Below are 18,072 nucleotides of genomic sequence, written 5' to 3'. Positions count from 1 at the left end.
ATGCGTAAAGCCAAGATCGTTGACACCATCGGTCCCGCCACCGAGGAATACGACAACCTTCTCAAGCTCGTTGAAGCCGGTATGGACGTTGCTCGTCTGAACCGCTCCCACGGCACTCCTGAGGATCACCTCCGCGTCTACAACAACGTTCGCAAGGCCAGCAAGGAAACCGGCCGCAACGTTGCCGCGCTTGTCGATCTGCAGGGCCCGAAGATCCGCTGCGGTTGGTTCAAGAAGAACGCCGAGGGCGAGGACAAGGTTCAGCTGCAGCTTGGCCAGGAGTTCGTCATCACCACCGACGATATCGAGGGTGACGAGCACATCACCTCCACCACCTTCAAGGGTCTGCCGGGCGATTGCCACCCGGGCGACCCGATTCTGATCGACGACGGCAAGGTCCGTCTTGAGGTCACCAAGGTCGAGGGCAACAACGTGCACACCAAGGTCGTCGTGGCCGGTCCGGTGTCCTCCCACAAGGGCATCAACCTGCCGGGCGTTGCCGTTTCTCTGCCTGCTCTGACCGAGAAGGATGAGGCTGACCTGCGTTGGGCCATCCGCACCGGTGCCGACATCATCGCCATGTCCTTCGTGCGTTTCGCCACCGATATTGATCGCGCTCACGAGATCATGGACGAAGAAGGCCGCCGTATCCCGATCGTCGCCAAGATCGAGAAGCCGCAGGCTCTGGAGAACCTCGAAGACATTGTCAAGACCTTCGACGGTGTGATGGCCGCTCGTGGCGATATGGCCGTCGAGTGCCCGCTGGAAGAGGTTCCGCTGGCTACCAAGCGCATCATCGAGCTGGCTCGCCAGTACGCCAAGCCGGTCATCGTGGCTACCGAGGTCCTCGGCTCCATGGTGAACAACCCGGTCCCGACCCGTGCAGAGGCCTCTGACTGCGCCAACGCTGTTCTCGACGGTGCCGACGCCACCATGACCTCCAACGAGACCGCTGTCGGCAAGTACCCGGCAGTCACTGTGGACACCATGTCCCGCATCTCCGGCTACGCCACCGATCACGGCTTCGACCGTATTCCGGAGCTCAAGAACCTGGACATGTCCTCCACCGGCGCTGTGTCCTCCGCTGCCGTTGATCTGGCTGACAAGCTCAACGCCAAGGCCATCGTTGCCTACACCCAGACCGGCTCCACCGTGCACCGTGTGTCCCGTGAGCGTCCGGCCGCTCCGATCTACGGCATCACCAACAACGAGCACACCTTCCACTGGCTGGCTCTGTCTTGGGGTACCGAGGCCTTCCTGACCGAGGAAGACTACCACGACAAGTCCCGCAAGGATCTCATGGTCTTCACCGACAAGATCCTCAAGGACGCTGGTAAGGTTGTTGACGGTGACAAGATCGTCATCCTGAGCTCCGCTCAGGGCGATCACCAGCCGGGCCGCACCGATTCCATCTACGTTCACACCGTCGGCGCTTGCGACTGAGATTCTTGAGGAATCGTCAAACGCGTCATAGAGCGTGAATGAGAAGGAGGTTCCCACCCCAAATCGGGTGGGAACCTCCTTCTCGTATATGCACGTAACGAGTTGCGGACGTCAGTGCCGCAAAAGCGTAATCTTTGCTGATTGACACTGATTGGCTGATTGATTGCTTCAGTCGGTTACATTATCCAGACTGCCGCTTTTCAGTCTGAGAATGGCGATAATCGTCTTGGCGTCCACGATAGTACCGTTAATCACCATCTGGTACGCCTCATCTACAGAAACCAGACGAACATCGGAACGTGGAGTCTCGGGCCCGATCGACTGCCGATCGGCAGGTGTGAGTCCGGTGGCATAGAAAATGGCCGTATGCTGCGTGGAGTAGCTCGGTGTATTGAGGAAGCGCGCAAATTGAGTAAGATGTGCGGCCGTGAATCCGGCCTCGTCCGCAAGCTTGCGGCGCGCCACATCGGCAGGCTGCTCGTCGCGATTCTTGGCATGTCCTCCAGGAATCTCCAACGTCCAGCGATGGCTCGCTATGCGGTATTGCTCCACCAGCGGAATGCGTCCGTCGTCGGTCACGGCCAATACCGCTACGGCATCGCCACTGTTTGGTTGAATGCAGTACCGAGTGAATTGCTTGCCGTCATTGGATTCGTAGGAAACCTCATCGATATTGAAATAATGGGTTTCCGTGGTCTGTTTGCGAACGGTTTCCTTAACCGGAGACGGACGCCAAGGATCGAAAGAACGATAGGTCGTGTTGTTCATATGCCCCTCCTCGATGACGGTCGTGCGCATTGCTTACATTGGCGCACATCACAACCGGCTCCATTGTAAGCCTGTACATTGTTGGTTTGTAGGAAAACCATGCGACGAAATCACATATCCTGTCTGTATGTTTTTTCGATTCAGCGCGTGTCTTTGTAGTGACAGTCTGTAACTTGTGTTACTCTCTTCAGAGTGCCAAGCACGCCCCTGTATCCCAATTGGTAGAGGAAGCAGCCTCAAAATCTGCGCAGTGTGGGTTCGAGTCCCACCGGGGGCACTTTGTAATGAGCTTCACCGCATTGTGGTGAGGCTTTTTGTTAGTTAGTCGAAGAAAAGAGGCTGGCATGGCTGCGAGGAAGAAGTCCGAGGAACCGAGCATCGACATCGACGAGGTGCTAACCGACGAGGAACTGAAGGCAGCTGCTGGCACGGATGAACCAGTCGAAGCTGAAGCCAAGACGCCAAACGGCCCGCGTACGGTTGTAGTGGCCGAAGACGAAGCCGTGAATCGTATGGATCTCGTGGCTATGCTGGAAGATAACGGCTATGAGGTGGTCGGACAGGCCGCCAATGGTGAGGAAGCCGTCGAATTGACGCGCAAGTACCGTCCGGATGTGGTGTGCATGGACGTGAAGATGCCACGCATGGATGGCATCGCCGCTGCTGGTATCATCTGCGATGAAAACATCGCCCCTGTGGTGATGCTCACGGCATTCTCCCAGACCGACTTGGTAAAGAAAGCCACCGGTGCAGGAGCCATGGCTTATGTGACCAAGCCGTATGAGGAATCCAAACTGCTGCCTACGCTGGAAGTGGCGATGGGCCGTTTCGCCGAAATCAACGATCTGCTGGACAACGTTGAGCGCAGCGAGCGTAAACTCAAGGAAACCACTGACCAGTTGCGTGAAACCGAGGAGAAGCTTAAGAAGGCTGAGGACACGCTTGAAGAGCGTAAGCTTGTGGATCGTGCCAAGGGGCTGCTGATGGATAAGGCGGACTTCTCCGAGCAGGGTGCATTCCGTTGGATTCAGAAGACTTCCATGGATCAGCGTATTCCGAAGAAGCGTCTCGCGCTTGCCATCATCGCCAAATATGGTGATCCGAAGCCTTCAGATTCGGATGAGCGCTGATAGTTGACCATCAAGCCCCGCTTCATGCGGGGCTTACGTATTTCATAGAAAAGAATGACTGATACTGTGACCTTGAATTCCGGAAGTTCCAAGCACACTTTATTGGTAGTGGATGGCCACTCCCTAGCTTTTCGCGCGTTCTTCGCCATGCCGGTCGATAATTTCAGCACCTCAACAGGGCAAGCCACGAATGCTGTTTGGGGCTTTGCCACCATGTTGGCCCAAGTGATCGATGCCGAGCAGCCCGATCTGCTTGGCGTGGCTTTCGATGTCAAGGGCGGAACGTTCCGCAACGAGTTGCTGCCTCAGTACAAAGGCACCCGTGAGGCGGCACCGGAAGAGCTGCTTACCCAGCTGCCGCTGATTCAACAGCTGCTTACGGCATTGGGCGTCACCTATATCGAAAAGCCGGGCTATGAAGGCGATGACATTATCGCCACGCTCGCCACAATGGGAGATCATGCAGGGTATCACACCCTTGTGCTTTCCGGCGACAGAGACGCTTTCCAACTTGTGGACGACAATGTCACCGTGCTTTACCCGGGCCACCATTTCAAAGATCTGAAGCATATGGATCCGCAGGCCATCATCGATAAATACAAGGTGACGCCTGCACAATATCCGGATCTGGCTGCACTGAGGGGGGAAACCGCCGACAACATTCCCGGAGTACCGGGCGTGGGCGATGGATTCGCCGCCAAGTGGATTAATCAGTACGGCTCACTGGAGGGCATCGCGGCACATGCCGATGAAATCGGTGGCAAGAAGGGCGAATCCCTGCGCGCCAACATCGATCAGGTGATGCTCAATCGCAAGGTAAACGCTTTGGTACGAGACATCGATCTCGGCGTAGCACTGAACGACCTGACCTTTGGCTCGATAGATGCCGGCGCTCTTGACACCTTGTTCAAGGATCTTGAGTTTGGCGCAAGAACCAAGACGCGTGTACTGAAAACCTTCAATACCGGAGGCGGACAGACTGTTACTGATCAAGGCGAGGGACGGTCGGATAATCAGAGTCAAGCAGAACCTGCCCTGAATCTGCCGGACAACACCGCGATATCAACTGTGCAGCAGTTCGATGCATGGATTGATGAACATCGCCACGACATCGCCGTGAGCGAAGATGTCGCGACATTCAAGGCAATGGATTTCTCCGACCACGATACTCACATCAGTGTTGGCGAGAACGTCCATCATGCATGGACGCTTGCCGCTTGGGGCGATGACCGCCCCGGTCGCTCTCATGTGCAGGCGCTCGCGATTGAAGCCGGGAAACACGCCGCTATGATCGCGCTCCCATGCGAGGCAGCACTGCATGAGACGCTCAATACATTTCTGAGCCAAGAACACGGCCGCATCATCGTACATGGGTATAAGGAGTTGCTGCACCTGCTTGCCGCGGCTCATCTGGATCTCGATTTGCCGTTGTTCGACACCAAGCTAGCCGGTTATTTGGCGCAGCCGGATTTCCATGCCGATGGTCTCATTCAGGCTGCTGAGCATTTTCTTGATATTCAGGTGAACGAGGAGACTCAACCTGCGCAGGGGATGCTGGATTTCGATGCTGAATCAACGCAACCTGACGCGGATGAACAGCGACTGCGTGATCTGTCCATCATTCGCGAGTTGGCTGGCACACTCGCCCCGATCATTGATCAGCGTGAGCAATACTGGCTGATGCGCGCAGTCGAGTTGCCGGTCTCTCGCGTACTGTTCGAGATGGAGCGAGACGGAGCGAAAATCGACACAGTACGTCTGCGTAGCATGCGCGACCAGTTCGCTCAGGATGCCCGCTTCGCTCAGGAGACGGCATGGCAGTTTGCCGGTAGCCAGCTTAATCTGCAGAGCCCCAAGCAGCTGCAAAAGGTGCTGTTCGAGGACTTCGGCCTGAAGCCCACGAAACGAACCAAGTCAGGATCCTATACCACCAATGCTTCAGCGTTGCAGGATCTGTACATAAGATCCGTGGACAATGAACAGGCGAATGGTTTCCTCGGTGCCTTGCTTCGGCATCGTGAAACCAACAAGCTCAAGCAGATCGTGCAAAGTCTGATCGATGCCGTCAACCCTGCGGATGAGCGTATCCACACCACGTTTGAGCAGACGGTTGCGGCGACCGGGCGGCTCAGCTCTGTGGACCCTAACCTGCAGAACATCCCTAACAGGAACGCTGCCGGTCGTGAAATTCGCGGCGTTTTCGTACCGGGAGACGGCTACGAATCGTTGCTAAGCTGTGATTATTCACAGGTGGAACTTCGTATCATGGCTGATCTGTCGGGAGACGAAGCACTTATCGAGGCATTCCGATCCGGCATGGACTTCCATAAATATGTGGCGTCGATGGTCTATAAGCTTCCGGTTGAGGAGATCACTGGAGACCAGCGCAGCCATGTGAAGGCCATGAGCTATGGTCTGGCTTATGGGCTGAGTACCTATGGCTTGGCTCAACAGCTGAAGATTGCTCCGCGTGAAGCCGAATCATTGAAGAACCGCTATTTCGAGACCTTCGGCAAGGTACATGATTACTTGGAATCGTTGGTTACCACTGCGCGAAGCAAGGGATACACCGAAACCATGTTTGGCCGGAGGCGATACTTCCCGGCTTTGCAATCCACGAATCGAGTGGCGCGAGACGCGGCCGAACGCGCGGCGCTCAACGCTCCGATTCAGGGGTCGGCGGCCGACATCATGAAGATTGCCATGATTCAGGCCTCACGGGCTTTGCAGGAGGCTGATGTACGGAGCCGCATCATTCTGCAGATTCATGATGAACTTGTGGTTGAAGTCGCACCGGGGGAGGCTGATCAGGTTACCGCATTGGTCAGAAACGCCATGGAACATGCCGTGGAGCTTGCCGTGCCATTGGATGTGTCTTGCGGCATAGGTGCTGACTGGCAGCTCGCTGCGCACTGATGCCATTCCATCCGTGTTCGTAACCCAGTAGTTCCAGGCTGTGAAGTGTGGCCGCCTTCTCGGATTGGCCGTGCCTCGCAGTCTGGGCCACTACAATGTGGCATATGCCGAATCTCAAGCAAGTCATTGACGTCCTTGAAACCCTCTACCCGCTTCGTTACGCCGAACAATGGGATGAGCCGGGCCTGATCGTAGGCGATTTGAGTCATGACGTCCACAAAATCGTGTTTGCGGCGGATCCGACATCCTCGATAGTAGATAAAGCTATCAAAGCCGGAGCAGACCTGCTCGTCACCCATCATCCTCTGTATTTTCGTGCCGTGCATGAGACCGGTGGCTTGGGTTTCCGTGGCGACATAGTGCGCAGACTCTACCAGAACGGATGCGGATTATGGGTGGGGCACACTAACGCTGATGCCTCGCCACGTGGCGTCGGTCAGGCGGCGGCCGACGCTTTCGGCCTGATCGATCAACGGCCTTTGGTTCCGATCGATGATCCGCAGTCCAACGCGATGGCTGGATTGGGGCGGGTCGGACGGTTGCCGCAACCGGTATCTCTTAAGGATTTCGCGCTCAGCGTATTCAACGCGGTAAATACTCGCGGAATGACTACCAAGCTCGGGATTCAGGTATGCGGTGATCTTGATGAATCAGTGGAAACAGTTGCCGTATTGCCGGGCTCAGGTGATTCGCTGTTCAATGAGGTTCGCGCAGCCGGCGTGGACGTGTATGTGACCAGCGATTTGAGACATCATCCGGCGACGGATGCCATTGAACAAGCCCGGTATGAAGCACGAATGCGCGCACATGCCATAATGCTTGGCGCGGGAGATGCTCGTCTTCGGCCGAACCTGATCAACACGCCGCATGCCGCGATTGAATCCATTTGGTTCAATTACGCGATCGAGGATGTCCCGTTGGCCGTCGAACAGGCGACAGGGCAAAGACCAGAAGTCGAGTGGATTCATGAGACAACCGATCCGTGGACACTGACCATTACTTCAGAGGAATAATGAGTTGCTGCGGTAGAATAATGAAAACGTTTGCCTAAGGAGAGAGCATGGTGGGTGATGATAAGCAGCAGCGATTGGAGCGTAAGCTCGATCGCAGGTTGAATGCTTCCTCAGACGGCATCGACATGGATGTGCCAGCCTCAGTGGTGCGTAGCGAAACCGTATACACGGGTCGTGTCTTCCATGTGGACGATATGACGCTCGCCCTGAGCGATAAGCAAGGTGGGGTCCATGAGATCAATCGTCAGGTAGTACGTCACGCACCCTGCGTGGTGATGCTTGTACATGACATGTCCACCGATCGATATCTTATCGAACGCGAATATCGTGTTGGATCGGATATATTCGCCTACGGGCTTCCCGCAGGACTGATGGACGAGGGCGAAGACATACTGGACGCGGCGTTGAGAGAACTCGCCGAGGAAACCGGTGTGGTCCCGGACCGTGATGCCATGGGTGTCGACTATATCGGAGATTTCTATTCCTCAGAGGGCATGAGTGATGAATTGGCGCATATCATGGTGCTGCATCTGGGGCCATTCCGGCACAAAGAGCGTCATATGGACCCGGATGAACATGTGGAATCCACATGGATTCCATGGAGCGAGCTGACCGCCACGCGCATCACCGCGTCAAACTCGATGATCGCGATTCAGCATGAGGCGTTGAGAAGACTCATCGCCAAGCATTCGGATACGGATAAGCCAACACTGTTTGCCTAACCTTCATCAATCAAACGCAACGGCAATATCAGAAAGTGGGATACTGAAACTATGCAGCTCAGACCCGGATCAATGTACCCCTTGGGTGCCAGTTATGACGGTGCCGGCGTGAATTTCGCGTTGTATTCGCAAGTCGCCCAAAAAGTGGAATTGTGCCTGTTCGACGAACAAGACAACGAGACGCGCATCGAAATGACCGAACAGAACTCGTATGTTTGGCACAACTATATTCCCGGACTTCAGCCCGGACAACGATACGGCTATCGTGTGTATGGCCCGTACGACCCGGTACATGGCCTTCGATGCAACCCCAATAAGCTGTTGCTCGACCCATACGCCAAAGCGATCGAAGGCAATATCGACGGCGACGAAAGCCTGTTCTCATACTGGTTCAGAAGTCCCGACGACAATTCAGCGATGAACACGCTGGACTCAGCATCGCATACCATGAAATCAGCTGTCATCAACCCCTATTTCGATTGGGGCAACGATCAGCATCCATACATTCCCTACCATGATTCGGTTATTTACGAAGCCCATGTGCGAGGTCTGACCAACCTCAATATGGATGTGCCGCCGGATATTCGTGGCACCTATGCAGGTCTTGCCTATCCAAGCGTCATCGAGTATCTGAAGAAGCTTGGCGTCACGGCCATCGAACTGATGCCGATCCATCAGTTCGTCAACGATTCGTTCCTTCAGGAGAAGGGCCTGTCCAACTACTGGGGATACAACACCATCGGCTTCTTCGCGCCACACAACGCCTACTCTTCCTCCGGAGAACGCGGTGAGCAGGTCAACGAATTCAAATCCATGGTCAAGGCCTATCATCGTGCCGGTATGGAAGTGATTCTCGATGTGGTATACAACCACACCGCTGAAGGCAACCACATGGGCCCGACCTTGAGCTTCAAGGGCATTGACAACGCCTCCTACTACCGACTGGTGGACGGCGATCCGATGCACTACTTCGACACCACCGGCACCGGAAACTCGCTGCTGATGCGTTCGCCGCACGCTTTGCAGCTCATCACCGACTCGCTGCGTTACTGGGTCACCGAAATGCACGTGGACGGCTTCCGCTTCGATCTGGCGGCCACTCTGGCCCGACAGTTCCAGGAAGTAGACAAGCTGTCTGCGTTCTTTGACATCGTGGAACAGGATCCGGTTATTTCTCGCGTCAAGTTGATCGCCGAACCGTGGGATTTGGGCTCCGGCGGTTATCAGGTAGGCGGCTTCCCCTCCAGCTGGTCCGAATGGAATGGTCGGTTCCGTGATACCGTCCGCGACTTCTGGCGCTCGCAGCCGTCTACGTTGCCGGAATTCGCTTCACGACTTATGGGCAGCTCCGACCTGTATCAGGTCAACGGCCGCCGACCGGTAGCGTCCGTGAATTTCATCACCGCGCACGATGGATTTACGCTCAACGATTTGGTGAGCTACAACGACAAACATAACGCGGCCAATGGCGAAGGCAACAGGGACGGCGAATCCAACAACCGGTCCTGGAACTGCGGTGTGGAAGGTCCTACGAACATTCCTGACGTCAACGATCTGCGCCAACGCCAAATGCGCAACATGTTCGCCACGTTATTGTTCAGCCAAGGCATTCCGATGATCTGCGGGGGCGACGAGGTCTGCCGCACCCAGCAGGGCAATAACAACGCCTACTGTCAAGACAACGAAATTTCCTGGACCAACTGGAACTTGAACAAGGATCAGAAGGAGATGCTGAAATTCGTCTCCCGTCTGGTTCATTTGCGCTTGGACCATCCGGTATTGCATCGTCGTCGATTCTTCACTGGTCGTGAGCCGGGAGATGACTCCAATACGATTCCACAGGTCGAGTGGTTCGACCATACCGGTTCCATCATGGATATGGAAGATTGGCAGAATACGCATGCATTCTCCATGATGATCTACCTCAATGGTTCCGACATTCCGGAAGTCGATTGGTACGGCAACCGTATGGTCGATAACGATTTCATCCTGATCTTCAACGCGCATTATGAGCCGATTATGTTCACGTTGCCGGATGAGCGGTATGGCCGCAAATGGCAACTCATCGTGGACACGCATAATCCCAATGGTCCGGAGTTGAGTTATGAGGCCGGATTCATGATTACCGCACCGTCCAGAAGCTTCCTGATGCTGATGAGTGCCAAGAAGCCGAAGAAGAAGTTGTTTGGTTCCGCGACGGATTGACCGGGCTGAGTTTCGAATATGGATTGGGTCCGTCGCGGCTATCTATCAATGCTGTGACGGACCCCATCCTGTTGTGCCGACGAGCAGTTTACGATGGCGTAGTTCGTTCCCAGACTGCGTTTACGACTTCCCGCTATGGTGTATTAAAGGCACTTGTATCGGGAAACGGGGAAGTAGGGAAGAGAGCGCCGCTATGGCGGAAATCTAGCGATCCGCTGCGATACGCGACTCAATCGGAGTGCCCGCAGGGGTGTCCGTCAAACCGTTTTCCAGCATTTGCGCGTGGAGCAACTGTGCTGCGACTCGATCGGCTTCGATGGCCGCGATCTGGCGTGAGAAGACGATGAACCACCCCAAGAACATAAGACCGGCCAGCGCTTCCACGTTAGTGAGCGTGTTGTGGCCCATCATCATGTTGGCCCAGAATCCTGCACACACCAATGCCGCAAGATCGGAGGCGACCATCACTGCTTTGGACAGACGCGGCGCAAGCCATGGCAGGAACACAAACAGGATCAACATGACGAAGGGCAGACCCTTGGCGCATATATTGTGCAGGAGATTGTGTGGTGTGTATCGGAATACGCCGATACCGATGAATGCCAAGCCGGATATGGTAAGTAGCGCCGAAAGAATGGTGGTACGCACCATGAAATGTGGGATATCATAGCCGCGATTCGGGTCTTTGTTGGTGCGATCGTGCCAGAGTCGCTGTAGGCGTTCGGTGGTCACTAGTTCGGATATGGCGAAGTAACTGACGATGATGATGCAGGTTCCCGCCAGCATAAGCGTTGAATTGAACATGCGGGCGGCGAATGTGGTGCGGTCGCCGAGCTGGGAGAAGTTGTTGTGATACCAGTAGGGGTCGTCGGTGGTCATGCCTGCGGTGGCTACACCGGAGATAACGAAGAACGGCAATAGGCTGGCCAATGTTTTGGCGTTCATAAGCTCAGCCTGGACGAACGTCATATAACCCACGACGCCGGAAAAACCTGCGCATATGCTGGAGATGTATCCGGCAAAAATGGCGTTGCCCATCATGTCGTTCACGGCACCCATCAATGCAAACGAGGAGAGGAATATCGTGGCGGCATACACTACTGAAAGAGCTACGATCTCCACGATGCGGCGAATCGGTGCCAACCATCCGTTGTTGAGATTCAAGGAACGGGATTTGCTGGCATAACCGATAATGAACGAGATGACGCCGCAGCCGGCAACAATGCCCGAGCAGACCATGAATCGACGTTGAGTGAGCTGCCAAATGGCCGGCGCATATTCCATATATGCGTTCATGGATACGGCACCTATCGCGGCGCAAAACAGGAATGAGACCAAACCGTAGGTTTCGGCGCGTTGGTGCCTTCCCATGCGTGCTCCTCCTCATATCCATCCGGCCCATACGGGCGTCTTTCGACTGGCAGTCCGTCCAGCCGACTGATGGAACCTGGTATGGACTTCTCGTCGAACTCGGCTGAAATACGACTTTACGTCAGTTCAGCAGTATGTCTTTGCGGCATTGAGGCACGCCGACAACATGAAGTATGCAGGTTTCGTGCATGCATTTGCCGTGTGATCCGCTCGACTCACTATGACATTCTACCCTTATTTCGGTTTTGAACGTGTCGTAGTCCGTACATGCGGTACAATAATGGCTTGTGCCGTTGGCTCAGTGATTTAGACAATGGCAAACGGGCTATAGCGCAGTTTGGTAGCGCGCCTGCTTTGGGAGCAGGATGTCGTGGGTTCAAATCCCGCTAGCCCGACCAAAACCCCTACTCCCGCATAGGGAATAGGGGATTCTGCTTTTACCCGGCTTGAGGTGATGCATCCGATTTGATTCGATGACCACAGCCGGAGAACGGCCTCTGGTGTGCACTCATCGGTATCCCCTGTCAGGATCCCTAAGCCGTAAGCAACAACTTCAAAGGTGAAGAGCAGACGCTTAAGCGATGAATCGCATGTAGGTGCGGTCATCGAACGATTCCTGACCGGGAACGAAACCTTTGGTAGTGCGATAGTCTCGGATGAGTTGCGGATCGTCATGGCGCAGACGATCTAATTCGCGTTCCGATTCGGCAAGTGTCGGTCGTAGCAGAGGATAACCGTCCGAGGCGAGTACTACCTCGTCGCCGGGGTGCACTGGGACCGTGCGAATCGGATACGTTGGATCGGTGAATCCGTCGAAAACGAAATATCCGTACATGCCGGTTTTGTTCGCAAACTGCGACTGCAGACGCAGAAACGGCAGTATCATGTCACGAGCCGGATCATTGACCTGACGTGTTCGTATGTCCGGGCCATTGGCGCTGTCGGATGGTCGGACATCTTCATCGCTATCCATAGATACGCAGCTTTCCTTTTGCAGCGTCAACGCTTGAGCGGCGAATGATCGCAGTTCGCCGAGCAGCTCATCTACACGTTTCACCGTTGGCATCTGCACGCCGTTCACCATGATCTGACAGTCGCCGAACAGCCACGCCTCGTGCCGATACGTACCGTAAACGACTGCATTCGCCTGCAGACGCTCCCACGGTTCATGTTCAAACAACGATGCATCGGCACCCGTGCCGTACTGTATTCGCAAACATGCGTCCAGCTTCGCCTGCACCTGCCGCATTGATGCGTCCGCGGACAATCCGGCGATAGCGTTCAGCAATATATTTTTCGCGACGACTCCGCCGCTCGGCTGCCATACATGGCGTACGCTTTTGCTTGTCACACCATCCACCACGGCTGCGAAATCATCGGTGACAATCAGCCCATCCTCATTCAACGACTGATCGTCTCGCTTGCCTCGGCAGAAACGCTCAATCACCCTCATGCCATCAACCATAACGCGAAAGCGGACGTACAGTCGTCGTTTTTCACCGAAACCGATACGATAAAGCACATGAGTGAAACGAACAATCTCCAACTATGGCCCGCACCAACGGCGAACGGGTCACTCGACGCCACCGTCACCATCCCTGGCAGCAAATCGCTGTCCAATCGATATCTCATCCTTGCGGCTCTCGGTTCCCAGCCGGTTACGCTCGTCGGTCTGCTGCGCTCACGGGACACCGAACTTATGATGGGAGCGCTCGTCTCTCTCGGCGTGCGTTGCGATATCGATCCGGATAACGAAACAACCGTTACCGTAACGCCTCCTGCAGGTGGTCGATTCCATGGGAATGCTGATGTCTACTGTGGTTTGGCCGGCACCGTGATGCGCTTTGTGCCCGGACTCGCACTGTTCGCCGATGGACCAGTACATTTTGACGGTGATGAACAGGCATATGCACGTCCGATGAAACCCGTACTTGACGGTCTGGAACAGCTTGGCGCAACTGTCGATTATCACGGTGAAATCGGCAAGTTGCCGTTTACCATTACTCCACCTGCTGTGCTTCCTGCAGATCACGTCCAAGTGAGCATTGATTCCTCCGGCTCTTCGCAGTTCATTTCCGGATTGTTGTTGATCGGATCCCGTCTGTCCGGCGGATTGACATTGCAGCATACGGGTGAAAAGACACCAAGCCTGCCACACATCCGTATGACCGTCGCCGATGTGAATGGTGCCGGCGGCCATGCGCTCGCTAACGAAGACGCTCGTGTGTGGACGGTAAAACCGGGTGCGTTGCAGTTGCCTGAACGTGTGGTTGTGGAACCGGATCTATCAAATGCGGCACCGTTCTTAGGAGCTGCACTGATTGCCGGTGGTACCGTGCGTGTACCGCATTGGCCGGTCGAAACGACTCAACCGGGTGGACTGCTGCCCGGTTATTTGGAGCGTATGGGGGCAAAGGTCGTATTTCCCGAACAGGACGGCATTCGTTACTGTGAAGTGACGTCAGATGGGCATATCCATGGTCTTGACGATTTCGATTTGACTGCAGCCGGCGAGATCGCACCATCCTTGGCAGCGATTCTTGTATTTGCCGATAAGCCAACGAGCATGATTGGCATTGGACATCTGCGCGGGCATGAGACGAATCGGCTTGAAGCGCTGGTCACCGAGATCAGGCGTATCGGGGGAGTAGCCCGTGAGCTGCCTGATGGCATTGAAATTACGCCGGTGCCAAGGGCATCTCTGCACGGCGCGGTGATGGAATCGTACGCTGATCATCGTATGGCTACGTTTGCCGCAATGATCGGACTGGCGGTGTCTGGCATACAAATCGTCAATGTGACAACTACGCGTAAAACGTTGCCGGACTTCGTCGGTATGTGGAACGGCATGCTGGGGGAGTAGTCCACGATAATTAGAGAAAGACCCTGATGAATCCTGTTGGAATTCATCAGGGTCTTTCTGTTAGCGAATCAGCGGTAGTTGATTCACTTGGCGAACTTGTTGCCGTAGGTGTCTTCGCCGGCCTCGGCGATGGCAGCGGACTTGCGGGCGATGGCCAGCTCCTCGTTGGTCGGAATCACGGCGATGACCACGGAGGAGTCCGGGGTGGAGATGACGCGCGGTTCCTTGGAACGGGTGGCGTTCTTCTCTTCGTCCAGCTTGACGCCGAACGGAGCGAGCTTGTCGCACACCATCTTGCGCACGATGTCGTCGTTCTCGCCAACACCAGCGGTGAAGGTGATCACATCGCAGCCACCCATCTGGTAGGTGTAGTTGCCGATGTAGCTGACGATACGGTGCACGTAGACATCCAGAGCCAGCTTGGCGTCCTCGTTGCCTTCGGCCACCAGACGGTGGACCTCACGCAGATCGCCGAAGCCGGTCATGCCCATCATGCCGGAACGCTTGTTGAACAGGGCATCCAGCTCATCCACGTTCATGTGGGCGTTACGGATCAGGTGGAAGACCACAGCCGGGTCAATGTCACCGGTACGGCCGCCCATCATCAGGCCCTCAAGCGGGGTCAGGCCCATGGAGGTCTCAACCGGCTTGCCGGAGATCTCAGCGGAAGCGGAAGCGCCGTTGCCGATGTGCAGGACGATCTGCTTCAGACCTTCAGCCGGCTTGCCGACGACTTCCGGCACCACGGAGGAGATGAACTCGTGGGAGGTGCCATGAGCGCCGTAGCGGCGAATGTGGTACTGATCGGCGATCTCCTTGTTCAGAGCGTAGGTGCTGGCAGCCTTCGGCAGTTGGAAGAAGAAGGAGGAATCGAAGACGAAGATCTGCGGCACATCCGGCAGCAGGGCGCGCATGACCTCAGCGCCCTTGGCCTCCGGACCGTTGTGCAGCGGGGCGAGCACAGCCAGATCCTTGACCTGGTTGATGGTCTTGTCGGTAACCAGAGCCGGCTTCGGGAAGATGGAGCCACCCTGCACCACACGGTGACCGACGGCGACGATACCTGCGTCGGACAGCTTCGGGCCATACTCCTCGAAGAAACCGAGCACGCGCTTCAGACCCTGCTCGTGGTCGTGAATCGGCTCTTCAAGCTCATGCTTCTCGCCGTTGTACTCGTGCTTGTAGTGGCCGTCGACAGGCTCGCCGATCTTCTCGACCAGACCAGAAGCAAGGCCTTCGCCGGATTCGAGATCCACCAGCTGGTACTTGATCGAGCTGGAACCGGAATTGATGACAAGGACGGTTTTCGCCATTGTGGGCATCCTCCATTGTGATATATTTCAGTCCCGCGAATACGCGGGTTACCGTTGATTAGATTACTCGCTAGTTGCTACAAAATGCGGTTCTTTGCATAAGAAAGAGCTGCATTGCATATTTGATTGCAATTGGACCGTGGAAAGTTTGGGAATGCGATGCTGGACACACTCAAGGCCGTTCGGCCAAGCTTACGGTCCCGCATCGCATCCCCAAACTTTCCACTCTGCCTCAGAAATGCTACCTAGGCAATTAGTTGATGGAGCAGAATGGTCACTGGGCTTCGATGGCAGTCAGGGCGATGGTGTTGATGATGTCCTGCACTAGAGCGCCGCGAGACAGGTCGTTGACCGGCTTGTTCAGACCCTGCAGCACCGGGCCAATGGCGAGGGCTCCGGAAGAGCGCTGTACTGCCTTATACGCGATGTTGCCGGCGCACAGGTCCGGGAAGACGAACACATTGACGTGTCCGGCCACTTCGTTGCCCTTGGCCTTGGTGGCAGCGACGGTGGGGGACCAGGCTGCATCGAACTGAATGGAACCGACAACCGGCAGATCCGGGGCCTTCTCCTTGAGCAGCTTCGTGGCTTCTTCGACTACATCCACATCGGGGCCCTTGCCGGAGCCGAGTGTGGAGTAGGAGAGCATGCCGACCTTCGGATCAATGCCGAAAGCGCGTGCAGTCTCCGCGGACTGCAGGGCGATTTCGGAGAGTTGTTCTGCATCCGGGTTCAGGTTGATGGCGCAGTCGGCGAACACGGCCACGTGATCCTTGAAACACATGAGGAATGCGCCGGACACTAGCTTCTGTCCAGGCTTGGTCTTAATAACCTGCAGAGCCGGTCGCACGGTGTTAGCGGTGGAATTTACGGAACCAGACACCAATCCATCAGCGTAGCCGAGCACCACGAGCATGGTGCCGAAGTAGCTGGCATCAGTCAGCTGCTTGCGTGCTTGCTCTTCGGTCATACCCTTCTTGGCGCGCAGCTCGCACAGCTTGGCGACCATCGGCTTGAGAATATTTTCGTCGTCCATGGCTTGGAAGCGAGCGCGCTCAAGGTAGTTCAGACCGAGTTCCTTGCCTCGGGCCAGAATGGATTCCTTGTTGCCAACGATGATGAGGTTCACGATCTCGCGTTCCAGCAGGTAATCGGCCGCCTTGATAATGCGGTCTTCCTCGCCTTCGGGCAGCACGATGGTCTTCTTGTTGGTCTTGGCCTTGCCCAGTAGTCCGAACTGGAACGCGTATGGGGTGGTTGGGGGCTCTATATCCACGTTGAGGGCCGCGAGTACCTCCTCAGTGGGGGCGTTCTTGCGGAAGGTCTCCAAAGCGAGATCCTTGGAGGAGGCGTCGGTGAAGGACACCTGCGGAATCGTCCAGACCGGCAGTCCATACTTGGCCAATGTCTCCTTGACGGATACGGCATGGCGCGGCTCGCACCCGGTCACGAAGATGCCGAGAACCCTGTTGCCGGCGGCTTCCATGCCTTCAATGGACAGCTGAACGGTCTCGTCCAGCTCATGCGGCCAACGGTCGATGGTGCATACGGCCAGAAAGACACCAGCCTGCAAATCCGCAGCCACATTGGCGTTGAATTCGTAGCTGGTCGGGTCGTTCACGTGTGACTTGTCCGTGCCTACGATCAACGCTGCATCCGCACGGGCGACGTCCATCGCATCATTGAAGGCGCCGATGATGTCGCCGCGAGCGGTGTCCTTATCGGCACGCACTTTGTGCACGTCGAGGCCGGTAGACAGAGCTACGCCAAGGCCGGCGTTTGAAGCGGAAAGCAGTACCGGTGTGAAATCATCATGATTGGATACTGCTGGACGGAACACGATGGTCTTGTACTTCGAGGTCAGCGCATTGAGTACGCCGTAGGCCACGACGTTGCGGCCATTGGCGCCTTCAGGACTGGCGATATATACACGGGTAGCGGTCACGATGTTTGTCTCCTTTGATAAATAACACTGTCAGGACCACCCCTCATTGTAATGGCTTCGACAGGGGAATCAGTGTTACCGTTTACGCAGGTGTCGTGATTCACCGGCTGCTCTGTGAGAGAAATCATCATGGTGATGGATCAACAAAAGGCCGGTACTAATAAGCACCGGCCTTTAATCTGTGGAGCTAAGGGGATTCGAACCCCTGACCCTCTCCATGCCATGGAGATGCGCTACCAGCTGCGCTATAGCCCCGTAATTCAGTTATCGATTCGTTGGAATCGGGGGAGACCGTGGTCTCTTTGTGGAGCTAAGGGGATTCGAACCCCTGACCCTCTCCATGCCATGGAGATGCGCTACCAGCTGCGCTATAGCCCCGTAAT

General features: G+C 55.7%; 12 protein-coding genes and 4 tRNA genes. 9 read left to right on the top strand and 7 right to left on the bottom strand.

Going from position 1 to position 18,072, the window contains the following annotated elements; genetic code table 11:
- On the top strand, positions 1–1,443 hold the full coding sequence (gene pyk, locus CUU80_RS03445) for a pyruvate kinase (RefSeq protein ID WP_100495992.1): 1,443 nt from the start codon (positions 1–3) through the stop codon (positions 1,441–1,443).
- Positions 1,444–1,611: 168 nt separating this feature from the next.
- Here pyk and CUU80_RS03440 read toward each other — a convergent pair whose 3' ends face one another.
- Positions 1,612–2,211: an NUDIX domain-containing protein gene (locus CUU80_RS03440; RefSeq protein ID WP_100496365.1), complete on the bottom strand. Its 600-nt coding sequence runs from the start codon at positions 2,209–2,211 to the stop codon at positions 1,612–1,614.
- 203 nt (positions 2,212–2,414) lie between these two features.
- Between CUU80_RS03440 and CUU80_RS03435 the strand changes: the two genes are divergently transcribed.
- The 6 genes from CUU80_RS03435 to glgX all read left to right on the top strand — a co-directional run bounded on the left by CUU80_RS03435 (position 2,415) and on the right by glgX (position 10,197).
- Positions 2,415–2,488: transfer RNA gene (locus CUU80_RS03435), tRNA-Leu, on the top strand.
- 67 nt (positions 2,489–2,555) lie between these two features.
- Positions 2,556–3,341 (top strand): ANTAR domain-containing response regulator, encoded by a 786-nt coding sequence (locus tag CUU80_RS03430; RefSeq protein ID WP_100495991.1) that lies wholly within the window; start codon positions 2,556–2,558, stop codon positions 3,339–3,341.
- A gap of 54 nt (positions 3,342–3,395) precedes the next feature.
- Positions 3,396–6,257: a DNA polymerase I gene (gene polA / locus CUU80_RS03425; protein ID WP_100495990.1), complete on the top strand. Its 2,862-nt coding sequence runs from the start codon at positions 3,396–3,398 to the stop codon at positions 6,255–6,257.
- A gap of 104 nt (positions 6,258–6,361) precedes the next feature.
- The gene (locus tag CUU80_RS03420) at positions 6,362–7,270 is read left to right on the top strand and encodes a Nif3-like dinuclear metal center hexameric protein (protein ID WP_165775816.1); all 909 of its coding nucleotides are present in this window, start codon (positions 6,362–6,364) and stop codon (positions 7,268–7,270) included.
- A 47-nt stretch (positions 7,271–7,317) separates the two neighbouring features.
- A complete protein-coding gene (locus CUU80_RS03415) occupies positions 7,318–7,992 on the top strand; it encodes an NUDIX hydrolase (protein ID WP_100495988.1) in 675 nt (224 codons plus the stop codon).
- A 72-nt stretch (positions 7,993–8,064) separates the two neighbouring features.
- A complete protein-coding gene (gene glgX, locus CUU80_RS03410; RefSeq protein ID WP_165775846.1) occupies positions 8,065–10,197 on the top strand; it encodes a glycogen debranching protein GlgX in 2,133 nt (710 codons plus the stop codon).
- Between the two features lie 204 nt (positions 10,198–10,401).
- On the opposite strand, the gene CUU80_RS03405 is transcribed toward glgX, so the two are convergent.
- Positions 10,402–11,568 (bottom strand): ABC transporter permease, encoded by a 1,167-nt coding sequence (locus CUU80_RS03405; RefSeq protein ID WP_100495986.1) that lies wholly within the window; start codon positions 11,566–11,568, stop codon positions 10,402–10,404.
- Positions 11,569–11,889: 321 nt separating this feature from the next.
- Between CUU80_RS03405 and CUU80_RS03400 the strand changes: the two genes are divergently transcribed.
- Positions 11,890–11,966 (top strand) — tRNA-Pro (locus CUU80_RS03400).
- A gap of 176 nt (positions 11,967–12,142) precedes the next feature.
- Here the strand turns inward: CUU80_RS03400 and CUU80_RS03395 are convergent.
- On the bottom strand, positions 12,143–13,021 hold the full coding sequence (locus tag CUU80_RS03395) for a hypothetical protein (RefSeq protein ID WP_207760074.1): 879 nt from the start codon (positions 13,019–13,021) through the stop codon (positions 12,143–12,145).
- Positions 13,022–13,090: 69 nt separating this feature from the next.
- Here CUU80_RS03395 and aroA point away from each other — a divergent pair, with 69 nt between their 5' ends.
- The gene (aroA, locus tag CUU80_RS03385; RefSeq protein ID WP_100495985.1) at positions 13,091–14,431 is read left to right on the top strand and encodes a 3-phosphoshikimate 1-carboxyvinyltransferase; all 1,341 of its coding nucleotides are present in this window, start codon (positions 13,091–13,093) and stop codon (positions 14,429–14,431) included.
- A gap of 83 nt (positions 14,432–14,514) precedes the next feature.
- On the opposite strand, the gene CUU80_RS03380 is transcribed toward aroA, so the two are convergent.
- The 4 genes from CUU80_RS03380 to CUU80_RS03365 all read right to left on the bottom strand — a co-directional run bounded on the left by CUU80_RS03380 (position 14,515) and on the right by CUU80_RS03365 (position 18,067).
- A complete protein-coding gene (locus CUU80_RS03380; RefSeq protein ID WP_100495984.1) occupies positions 14,515–15,744 on the bottom strand; it encodes an acetate/propionate family kinase in 1,230 nt (409 codons plus the stop codon).
- A gap of 274 nt (positions 15,745–16,018) precedes the next feature.
- Positions 16,019–17,689, bottom strand: a complete 1,671-nt coding sequence (gene pta / locus CUU80_RS03375; RefSeq protein WP_100495983.1) for a phosphate acetyltransferase — start codon at positions 17,687–17,689, stop codon at positions 16,019–16,021.
- 182 nt (positions 17,690–17,871) lie between these two features.
- Positions 17,872–17,944: transfer RNA gene (locus CUU80_RS03370), tRNA-Ala, on the bottom strand.
- 50 nt (positions 17,945–17,994) lie between these two features.
- Positions 17,995–18,067 (bottom strand) — tRNA-Ala (locus CUU80_RS03365).
- Positions 18,068–18,072 lie beyond the last annotated feature (5 nt).

The organism is Bifidobacterium scaligerum (assembly GCF_002802865.1).
GTDB classification, from domain to species: domain Bacteria; phylum Actinomycetota; class Actinomycetes; order Actinomycetales; family Bifidobacteriaceae; genus Bifidobacterium; species Bifidobacterium scaligerum.
Note: the sequence above shows the minus strand (reverse complement) of the source record. Positions and strands in the feature narration are given on the sequence as shown.

Bases quoted from the DNA above. Each gene is read 5' to 3' on its own strand.
- CUU80_RS03430 (WP_100495991.1), top strand. From the start codon at position 2,556: ATGGCTGCGAGGAAGAAGTCCGAGGAACCGAGCATCGACATCGACGAG.
- CUU80_RS03405 (WP_100495986.1), bottom strand. From the start codon at position 11,568: ATGGGAAGGCACCAACGCGCCGAAACCTACGGTTTGGTCTCATTCCTG.
- CUU80_RS03415 (WP_100495988.1), top strand. From the start codon at position 7,318: ATGGTGGGTGATGATAAGCAGCAGCGATTGGAGCGTAAGCTCGATCGC.
- aroA (WP_100495985.1), top strand. From the start codon at position 13,091: ATGAGTGAAACGAACAATCTCCAACTATGGCCCGCACCAACGGCGAAC.
- pyk (WP_100495992.1), top strand. From the start codon at position 1: ATGCGTAAAGCCAAGATCGTTGACACCATCGGTCCCGCCACCGAGGAA.
- CUU80_RS03380 (WP_100495984.1), bottom strand. From the start codon at position 15,744: ATGGCGAAAACCGTCCTTGTCATCAATTCCGGTTCCAGCTCGATCAAG.
- CUU80_RS03420 (WP_165775816.1), top strand. From the start codon at position 6,362: ATGCCGAATCTCAAGCAAGTCATTGACGTCCTTGAAACCCTCTACCCG.
- polA (WP_100495990.1), top strand. From the start codon at position 3,396: ATGACTGATACTGTGACCTTGAATTCCGGAAGTTCCAAGCACACTTTA.
- glgX (WP_165775846.1), top strand. From the start codon at position 8,065: ATGTACCCCTTGGGTGCCAGTTATGACGGTGCCGGCGTGAATTTCGCG.
- CUU80_RS03440 (WP_100496365.1), bottom strand. From the start codon at position 2,211: ATGAACAACACGACCTATCGTTCTTTCGATCCTTGGCGTCCGTCTCCG.
- CUU80_RS03395 (WP_207760074.1), bottom strand. From the start codon at position 13,021: ATGAGGGTGATTGAGCGTTTCTGCCGAGGCAAGCGAGACGATCAGTCG.